We start from the raw sequence: 8617 nt of genomic DNA, 5'->3' as shown, positions 1-8617 counted from the left end.
GCCGGCGGCGCGCCCGTCCCGCCCCCGGCCGCCGGCCCCGAGGTGCCCCCACCCAGCGCAGGAGCCGTCGCCATCGAGCCGTCCGCCGTCGAGCCGTCCGCCAACGGCCACCCCCCGCTGTGCCCCGGCCAGGCCCCGCCCGCCGCCGTCCCCGTTCCGGTCCCGATCCCCGCCCCCGCGGGCGGCGACAACGCCTCCCGCGGACGGCTGGGCCCGTTCCTCACCAACGGGCAGGCCGGCGAGCAGCTGGCCCTGCTGAACGAGGTCGGCGGCAAGGTCGGCACCACGCTGGACCTCGGCTTCACCGCCCACGAGCTGTGCCAGGTGCTGGTCCCCCGGGTCGCCGACTTCGCCTGCGTGGACCTGGTGGACGGGCTGATCTCGGACTCCGAGCTCCCGGCCGCCCGCCCGGACGACGACACCATGCTGCGCCGGGTCGCCCTGGTCTACAACGAGACCGGCGGCGCCTGGGACCACGTGCTCTCCGAGGGCTCGCTGGTCAGCATGCCCCGCCGCACCCCGCCCGGAATGGCCCTGCAACTGAACCAGCCGGTGCTGGTCCCCGTGGTCAGCCCGGACGTCGCGGTCGACTACGCGATCGCGCTCGGCGGCGCCCGGCTGGTCCCGGTGGTCTCCGGCCGCTCGATGCTGGTCGTCCCGCTCTCCGCCCGCGGCACCGTGCTGGGCATCCTCAAGCTGCTCAGGCTGCCGGACCGCGCCCCCTTCGACGAGAGCGACGCGGCGACCCTCAAGGAGCTGGCCGTCCGCGCCGCGCTGTCGCTGGACAACGCCCGGCTGCACCGCGCCGAGGCGAGGGTCGCCACCACCCTGCAGCGCTCGATGATCCCGACCCGCCCGCCGCAGATCCCCGGCGTGCAGATCGCCCACCGCTACCTGCCGGGCGATCCCAAGGCCGAGGTCGGCGGCGACTGGTTCGACGCGATCCAGCTGCCCGGCAGCCGGGTCGCCCTGGTGGTCGGCGACGTGATGGGCCACGGCCTGCACTCTGCGGCCGCGATGGGCCGCTTCCGCACCGCCATGCAGACCCTCGCCGCCCTGGACCTGCCGCCCGGCCAGCTGCTGCGCCACCTGGACAACCTGGCCCACAAGCTCGGCGACGACCACCTCGCGACCTGCCTGTACGCGGTCTACGACCCGATCAACCGGACCTGCGAACTGGCCAGCGCCGGCCATGTCCCGCCCGTCCTGGTGCACCCGGACGGCACCGGCGAACTGCTGGAGATCCCGGCCGGCGCGCCGATCGGCGTCGGCGGGGTGCCGTTCGTCGCCAAGACCATCGACGTCTCGGACGGCTCGATGCTGGTGCTCTGCACCGACGGCCTGGTCGAGGTCAGGGGCGGGGACATAGGGGCCGGCCTGGCCGCGCTCTGCGGCAACCTGATCGACCCGCGGCAGAGCCCCGAGCAGGCCTGCGACGAGGTGCTGCGCCGGCTGCACACCGAGGACCGCAAGGACGACGTCGCCCTGCTGGTGGCCCGCTTCGACGGGGTCGCCCCGTCCGAGGTGGCCACCTGGGACCTCACGGTGGACCACCGGGAGGTCCGCCGGGCCCGCTCGCTGGTCCGCGAGCAGCTGGCCGGCTGGCACCTGGAGGCGCTCAGCGACACCACCGAGCTGCTGGTCAGCGAGCTGGTGACGAACGCCGTCCGGGTCGCCAGGGACACCGTGAAGCTCCAGCTGATCCGGGTGGACAAGCTGCTGGTCGAGGTCAGCGACGACAACCACAACCTGCCCTCGCTGGAGCCGGCCGAGCAGTTCGGCGAGACCGGCCGCGGCCTCACCCTGGTCACCAAGCTCGCCGAACGCTGGGGCACCGCCCGCAAGGCGGTGGGCAAGGTCGTCTGGTTCGAACTCCCGCTCCCGCACGCCTGACCGCCGGCCGGACGCCCCGGCACGCCGAACGGCCGGGTACGGACACCCGTACCCGGCCGCCGAAGCGTGATCGTCACCCGTCAGGGGATGACGGCCCCCGCCGAACGGCGCCGCCGGGCCTCCGCCGCGACCTCCATGGAGGCGGCCGCGGCCACCGAGGCGGCCGCGCCGACACCGGCCAGCACCCTCGGCCAGAAGTCCCCGAAGACCTCGACCGAGACCGCGATCAGCAGCGCGGTGATCACCGCGACCACGTGTTCCAGGCCGGCCAGGTTCGGCAGCACGACGGCCTCGCCGATCATCACCGCCACCACCAGGCCGCCGGTGAACCAGGCCCGGCAGCGGAACGCGATGCAGATCGCCAGCGCCACCACCGCGGCCGACGGCCCGGTGTCCCGCACGTAGGCGACCCACTTCGGGAAGCCGAACAGGTGGTGCGGCCCGATCGCCACGCCGACCCGGGCGAACAGCGTGCCCGCCAGGGTGCAGGTGTAGGCGACCACCAGGGTCAGCCGCCGGCCGAGCACGATCTCGGCGATCGCGAAGACCACGAACACCTGGGCCAGCGCCCCCCAGACCGGAAGGTCCAGCGCCGGTACGTACAGGGAGAGCGGAGTCCGCAGCAGCGAGACATCCAGCGGCAGCGCCGCCCGCACCACCCCGATGTTGTTGACGAAACGCTCGCCGCCCGGCAGGTGCTGGACGATGCTGAACAGCAGGATCAGAAACGTCGCCACGGTGGCCAGCGGAACGGCGGCGAACTTCTTTCGCACCACCGATTCCCTGACCGTCGCGAACAACGTTCCCCACTCCGCGACAGCGGCCGCTCCGGCAATTGCCAGTGGCCCCTTTCGCACGCCCCCCGCGTGGGTCCTGTGAATCACAACCGGTTCTCCGAATCCCCGAACTCTCGACTACTCCAACACTAGAAGCCCGCCGACAGAGCCACATCGGTATGAATGGGGATCGGGGTCATCCTCAGGGGGGAGGGTGATCCCCCCGGTGGACCCCCGATCGGCCGACCGGCCCCCTCCGCCCCCCGACGGAGGGCTACCCCTTCCCGTCCCGTGCCGTCACCGGAACGCGGGGCGCCACCACAGCGGTCCCGGCGTGCCGGCGACGGAACAGGGCGGGCAGGCTCGGCGCGACGATGAAACCCTCGGCGCGCGCGCTCGCGAGGCCGATCCGCGGAATCTCGCTGCTCTTCTCGAAGAGCAGGTACCGCGGTTCCCAGATCGGCCGGTACTTGGCATTGGCCCGGTACAGCGATTCGATCTGCCACCAGCGCGAGAAGAACCCCAGGGTCGAACGCCACAGCCGCAGCACCGGCCCCGCGCCGAGGCGCGAACCGCGCTCGAAGACCGAACGGAACATCGCGAAGTTCAGCGACACCCGCTTCAGCCCGATCTCCTCGGCGCGCTGCAGCAGCTCGATGACCATGAACTCCATCAGGCCGTTCTCGGTGTCCCTGGCCCGGCGCATCAGGTCCAGCGAGAGCCCGTCCGGGCCCCACGGCACGAAGCTCAGCAGCGCCTTGAGCTCGCCGTCCCCGTCGTGGCACTCCAGCATCACGCAGCGGCCGTCCCCCGGGTCGCCGAGCCGGCCGAGCGCCATCGAGAAGCCGCGCTCGGTCGCCCCGTCGCGCCACTCGTCGGCCTTGGCCACCAGCTCGGCCATCTCCGCCTCCGAGATGTCCTCGTGGCGGCGGATCCGCACCGTGTACCCGGCCCGCTTGACCCGGTTGTAGGCCTGCCGGACCACCCGCATCGCGCGGCCGTCCAGCGAGAACTCGTCCAGCTCGACGATCGCCTCGTCGCCCAGCTCCAGCGCGTCCAGTCCGTGCCGGGCGTAGATCACCCCGGCCTCCTCGGAGGCACCCATCACGGCCGGCGCCCAGGCGTGCTCCCTGGCCTCGGACAGCCAGGCGTCGATCGCGCCCGGCCAGGCCTCCGGGTCGCCGATCGGGTCGCCCGAGGCGAGCGAGACGCCGCCGATCACCCGGTAGGTGACCGCCGCCTTGCCGCTGGGGGAGAAGACCACCGCCTTGTCCCGGCGCAGCGCGAAGTAGCCGAGCGAGTCCCGCTCGCCCTGCCTGTCCAGCAGGCAGCGCAGCTTCGCCTCGTCCTCCGGCGTCAGCAGCTCCTTGCCGCGCGGGCTGCGGAAGGCCACGTACAGCACCAGCAGGAAGAGCACCGCGCCCATCGCGTTGATCGCCGCGTTCACCCAGGTCGGGGCGGTGATCACCGAGCGCAGGTGCTCGGACGGGGTGATGGTGATCATCCGGCCGACCGAGTACCGGAAGAGGTCCCAGAAGCCCGCGCCGGACAGCTCGTTGGTCAGCCAGACCAGCAGGGCGCCGACCCCGCCGCCGAACACCAGGCCGCCGACGAAGGTGGCCGCCGCGGTCTTCGGGTTGGAGCTGTCGCCCTTGGAGGTGAACTCCCTCCGCCCGATCAGCAGCGCCAGCACGAACAGGCAGGTCAGGATGGTGGAGAAGTAGTTGAGCGGGTGGGTGTCGAAGCGCTCGCCCGGCACCAGCATGACCGCCGGGTACAGCAGCGCGAACATGCCGCCGAGCGCCGTGTTGAAGATCCACGCGGCCCGCTTGCGCCTGCGCATCGCGATCGCGAGGAACACCGACAGCACCGCGCTGGCCAGGCCCGCGGTCATCAGGTACGGGGTGAAGTACTCACCCTCGTTGTGCTCGCTGACCTGGTCGCGGAAGGGCACCAGCAGCACCGTCGCCACGTTCAGCAGCGCGATCAGCCGCAGGTACCAGACGGAGGCCGCGGCGGCCCTCGGGCCCCAGCGGTCGAGCACGCCGACGGGACGGGGCCCGGTCGCCGTGGCGGACGGCTCCGGCTTCACAGTGGACGACACAGCTCAATTCCAAACGATCAGATGGTGGGGCGCATCCGCGAACGGCCCGGCGCCGGACGCCCGCACGGGCCCGACGGACTGACCGGCACACCTTCTCCCGGCCGGCCACCCGAAGGGAGAAGCGGCCGGAAAAGGGTCAGCCAACTCCATGGTTCCCCACCGAAGCTGAGAATTGCGTGAACCGGGTAGCCGATTCCCACCCCCGCCGAACGGCGGGGGTGAGCACCCCCCACGCGTTCGGCGCCCCACTCCCGCTGGCCCTACTCTCGAAACGACTCACGCGGACCGCCCCGACCCGGCCGCCCGAACCGAGGAGGCACCATCACCACCACCCGCGTGCTGATCGTCGACGACGAGATCCTGGTCCGCTCCGGCCTCGGCCTGATCGTCGGCTCCGCCGCCGACCTGGAGGTGGTCGGCGACTGCTCCGGCGGGCAGGCCGAGGACCACGTCCGACGGCTGCGCCCGCACGTGGTGCTGCTCGACATCCGGATGCCCGACCTCGACGGCATCTCCGTGCTGCGCCGGCTGCGCGCCCTGCCCGACCCGCCCGCCGTGGCGATGCTCACCACCTTCGACACCGACGAGTACATCGGCACCGCGCTGCGGGCCGGCGCGGCCGGCTTCCTGCTCAAGGACACCGCACCCGAGCAGCTGGTGCACGCCGTCCGGGTGCTCGCGGCCGGCGGCAACATCCTCTCCCCGACCGTCACCCGCACCGTGATCGGCGGCTACGTGGACGGCGGCGGCCCGGACGCCGAGGCCACCGCGCTCGCCCGCACCCTCACCGGCCGCGAGCTCGACGTGCTCGCGCTGCTGGGCGAGGGCCTGTCCAACGCCGAGATCGCCGACCGGCTCTTCCTCGGCACCGGCACCGTCAAGGACCACATCAGCGCGATCCTCGGCAAGCTCGGCGCCGCCAACCGGGTCCAGGCCGCCGTCGTGGCCCACCGGGCCGGACTGGTCCGGCCGAAACCCGGCGACGGGGCATGACGACCGCCGACCACCTGCCGTCCAGGCGGCTGCCGGCCTGGTGCACCGCCCCCTGGCTGATGCTGCTGCTGCCCGTCCTGTACTCCCTGCTGGACGCCGCCCTGGTGGCCAGGGAGGCCGCCTGGTGGCAGGTGGCCCTGTCCACGCTGGCCGCCCTCGCGCTGTTCTGGCGCCGCCGCTTCCCGGTGGCGGTGCTGCTGCTCACCATGCCGGGCAGCTGGGTGGACGAGATCTGGCTGGCCCCGATCACCGCCGTCTACTCGGTGGCCGCCGAGCGCCCCCGCCCCCGGATCGTGATCCCCTGCGGCACCCTGTTCGCCCTGGTCGAGTTCTTCCACTGGCCGCTGCCCGAGAACGTCGTCGACCTCAGCCGCGCCACCGCGCTCGACGCCATCCAGGCCGTGATGCTGGCCGCCGGCCCGGCCGCCACCGGCCTGCTCGCCCGCACCCGGCGGGAGCTCGCCGCCCGGCTGGACGAGCTGACCCGCGGCCAGGAACGGGAGAGCCGGCTGCTGGCCGAGCGGGTGCTGATCAGCGAGCGCGGCCGGCTGGCCAGGGAGATGCACGACGTGGTCTCGCACCAGGTCAGCCTGATCAGCATCCAGGCCGGCGCGCTCCAGGTCAGCAGCACCGACCCGGCCGCCGTGACGACCGCCAGGACCATCCGCGAACTGTCCGTACGGACCCTCGACGAGCTGCGCCAGATGGTCGGGGTGCTGCGCGGCACCGGCGGGCTGCCGGACGCCCCGCTCGCCCCGCAGCCCCGGCTGGCCGACCTGCCCCGGCTGATCGAGGAGAGCGGCCTGGCCGCCGACTCCGAGCTGCACCCCGGTGACCGCCCGTGGCCGGAGGCGGTCGAGCGGGCCGCCTACCGCACCGTCCAGGAGGCGCTCACCAACATCACCAAGTACGCCCCGGAGGCGGCGGTGCACGTGAGGGTCCGGGCGAAGGGGCGCCGGCTGCGGGTCGAGATCCGCAACGAGGCCCCGCCGGTGCTCCCGGCCGAGACCCTGCCGGGCGGCGGTCACGGCCTGGTCGGTCTGCGCGAACGCGCCCAGCTGCTGGGCGGCAGCCTCACCGCGGGGCCGACCCCGGACGGCGGCTTCGAGGTCCGCGCCGAACTCCCGGCCGGCCACGGCTGACCCGCCCCCGCCGGGCCGTCGGACAGCAAGGGCGGCCAGGACAACGAGAAAGCCCCGCAGATCCGTAGATCTGCGGGGCTTCGCTGTGCGCGAGGGGGGAGTTGAACCCCCACGCCCTTTCGGGCACTGGAACCTGAATCCAGCGCGTCTGCCTATTCCGCCACCCGCGCATGGGTGTTGTCCTCGTTGCCGACCGATCTCCCAAACCGCTCGGTACCATGAGTACTTCGCGTTTCCTTGGACCGGCCTCCCTTCCGGGCGGCCCTTCCGACATGGAAAACATTAGCACGACCTGGGGGGCGGCTCCGAATCCGTTGTCGGGCGGGGCCGACCGCAACCGAACGAATGCCCGGCGAACGCCCGTGCGACTGCGGGGAGGGCGCTCCACCGGGCACACCTGGCGTGCCGTACCCGACATGCGTCACCCTGTGTGTCCGAGCCCACCCCCGGGCACCACACGGTCCGGGAACCGTACGGAAGGGCCCGGCGTGGATACGATCAGTACGGAAGTACCGCAAGTAGGAGGCGCGACCGGGTCCCGGGCGGGATCCGGCCGGCAGGCAGGCGAACGAACCCTGGAAGGGGGTGCCCCATGGGAGTGCTGAAGAAGTTCGAGCAGCGACTCGAGGGTCTCGTCAACGGCACCTTCGCGAAGGTGTTCAAGTCCGAGGTCCAGCCCGTGGAGATCGCCGGTGCGCTGCAGCGCGAGTGCGACAACAACGCGAGCATCTGGAACCGCGACCGCACCGTCGTGCCGAACGACTTCATCGTCGAGCTGAGCCCGCACGACCACGAGCGGCTCAGCCCCTACTCCGGGCAGCTCGGCACCGAACTGGCCGGGATGGTCCGCGAGTACGCGGAGGCCCAGCGGTACAGCTTCATGGGCCCGCTCCAGGTGAACCTGGAGAAGGCCGACGACCTGGACACCGGCCTGTACCGGGTGCGCAGCCGCACCCTCGCCGCCGAGGAACCCCAGCAGCAGTACGCGCCGCAGCAGCCCGGCTACGACCGGCCGCCGGCCGCTCCGGCGCCCGGCGCACCGTGGCAGCAGCCCGGCGCCGGCCAGTACGGCACGCCCCCGCCGCCGGCCGCGCCTCCCGCGATGCCCCCCGGCCCTCCCGCGCCGGCACCCGCCGGCGGCAACGTCCGGGCCTTCCCCGGCGCCGGCCACGGCGGCACCTCGATGCGCCGCTGGATCGAGGTCAACGGCTCCCGGCACCAGATCTCGGGTTCGGCCTGCGTGCTCGGCCGGTCCACCGAGGCGGACGTGCGGATCGACGACCCCGGAGTCTCCCGCAAGCACGCCGAGATCCGTCCCGGCACCCCTTCGATGGTGCTGGACCTGGGCTCCACCAACGGCATCGTGGTGGACGGACAGCACACCCAGCGCGCTACGCTCCGCGACGGCTCGCGAATCGTCGTGGGCTCCACCACCATCGTCTACCGGCAGGTCGAAGGGTAGTGTCCGAATTGTTCGCGCGCCTCGCTCACCGACTGGCGGGACGGTCATGTCAGAACTGACCCTCACGGTCATGCGGCTGGGCTTCCTGGCCGTGTTGTGGCTGTTCGTCATCGTCGCGATCCAGGTGATCCGCAGCGACCTGTTCGGCACCAAGGTGAACCCGCGGCCCTCCCGTCGCGGCGGGGCCGCCACGGTGGCCGGCGGCGCGGCCACCACACCCGCGGCACGCACCGCGGCACCGGCCCAG

At 72.8% G+C, this 8617-nt stretch carries 6 protein-coding genes, 1 tRNA gene and 1 pseudogene; 5 read left to right on the top strand and 3 right to left on the bottom strand.

Annotated elements, in window-relative coordinates; genetic code table 11:
• Positions 1-1893, top strand: a 1893-nt coding sequence (locus tag BU198_RS08680) for a SpoIIE family protein phosphatase (RefSeq protein ID WP_188296263.1), incomplete at its 5' end; no start/stop codon positions are given.
• Between the two features lie 80 nt (positions 1894-1973).
• Here BU198_RS08680 and BU198_RS08675 read toward each other — a convergent pair.
• Positions 1974-2666, bottom strand: a complete 693-nt coding sequence (locus BU198_RS08675) for a hypothetical protein (protein WP_317620028.1) — start codon at positions 2664-2666, stop codon at positions 1974-1976.
• Positions 2667-2943: 277 nt separating this feature from the next.
• On the bottom strand, positions 2944-4713 hold the full coding sequence (locus BU198_RS08670; protein WP_317620029.1) for a phosphatidylglycerol lysyltransferase domain-containing protein: 1770 nt from the start codon (positions 4711-4713) through the stop codon (positions 2944-2946).
• Positions 4714-5112: 399 nt separating this feature from the next.
• Between BU198_RS08670 and BU198_RS08665 the strand changes: the two genes are divergently transcribed.
• The gene (locus tag BU198_RS08665) at positions 5113-5766 is read left to right on the top strand and encodes a response regulator (protein ID WP_223244124.1); all 654 of its coding nucleotides are present in this window, start codon (positions 5113-5115) and stop codon (positions 5764-5766) included.
• Positions 5763-6908, top strand: a complete 1146-nt coding sequence (locus tag BU198_RS08660) for a sensor histidine kinase (RefSeq protein ID WP_188296262.1) — start codon at positions 5763-5765, stop codon at positions 6906-6908. Before BU198_RS08665 ends, BU198_RS08660 begins: the two co-directional genes overlap by 4 nt.
• Before the next feature lie 86 nt (positions 6909-6994).
• Here the strand turns inward: BU198_RS08660 and BU198_RS08655 are convergent.
• Positions 6995-7078 (bottom strand) — tRNA-Leu (locus BU198_RS08655).
• A 422-nt stretch (positions 7079-7500) separates the two neighbouring features.
• On the opposite strand from BU198_RS08655, the gene BU198_RS08650 reads away from it, so the two are divergent.
• Positions 7501-8370, top strand: a complete 870-nt coding sequence (locus BU198_RS08650) for an FhaA domain-containing protein (protein WP_188296261.1) — start codon at positions 7501-7503, stop codon at positions 8368-8370.
• A 46-nt stretch (positions 8371-8416) separates the two neighbouring features.
• A pseudogene (locus BU198_RS08645) lies at positions 8417-8617 on the top strand (FHA domain-containing protein); the annotation flags it as partial.

The sequence above is a fragment of the Streptomyces sp. CBMA156 genome, from assembly GCF_014596515.1.
Classification (GTDB): domain Bacteria; phylum Actinomycetota; class Actinomycetes; order Streptomycetales; family Streptomycetaceae; genus Kitasatospora.
Note: the sequence above shows the minus strand (reverse complement) of the source record. Positions and strands in the feature narration are given on the sequence as shown.

Excerpts from the sequence above, each read along its gene's own strand:
- BU198_RS08660 (WP_188296262.1), top strand. The coding sequence starts at position 5,763 with ATGACGACCGCCGACCACCTGCCGTCCAGGCGGCTGCCGGCCTGGTGC.
- BU198_RS08650 (WP_188296261.1), top strand. The coding sequence starts at position 7,501 with ATGGGAGTGCTGAAGAAGTTCGAGCAGCGACTCGAGGGTCTCGTCAAC.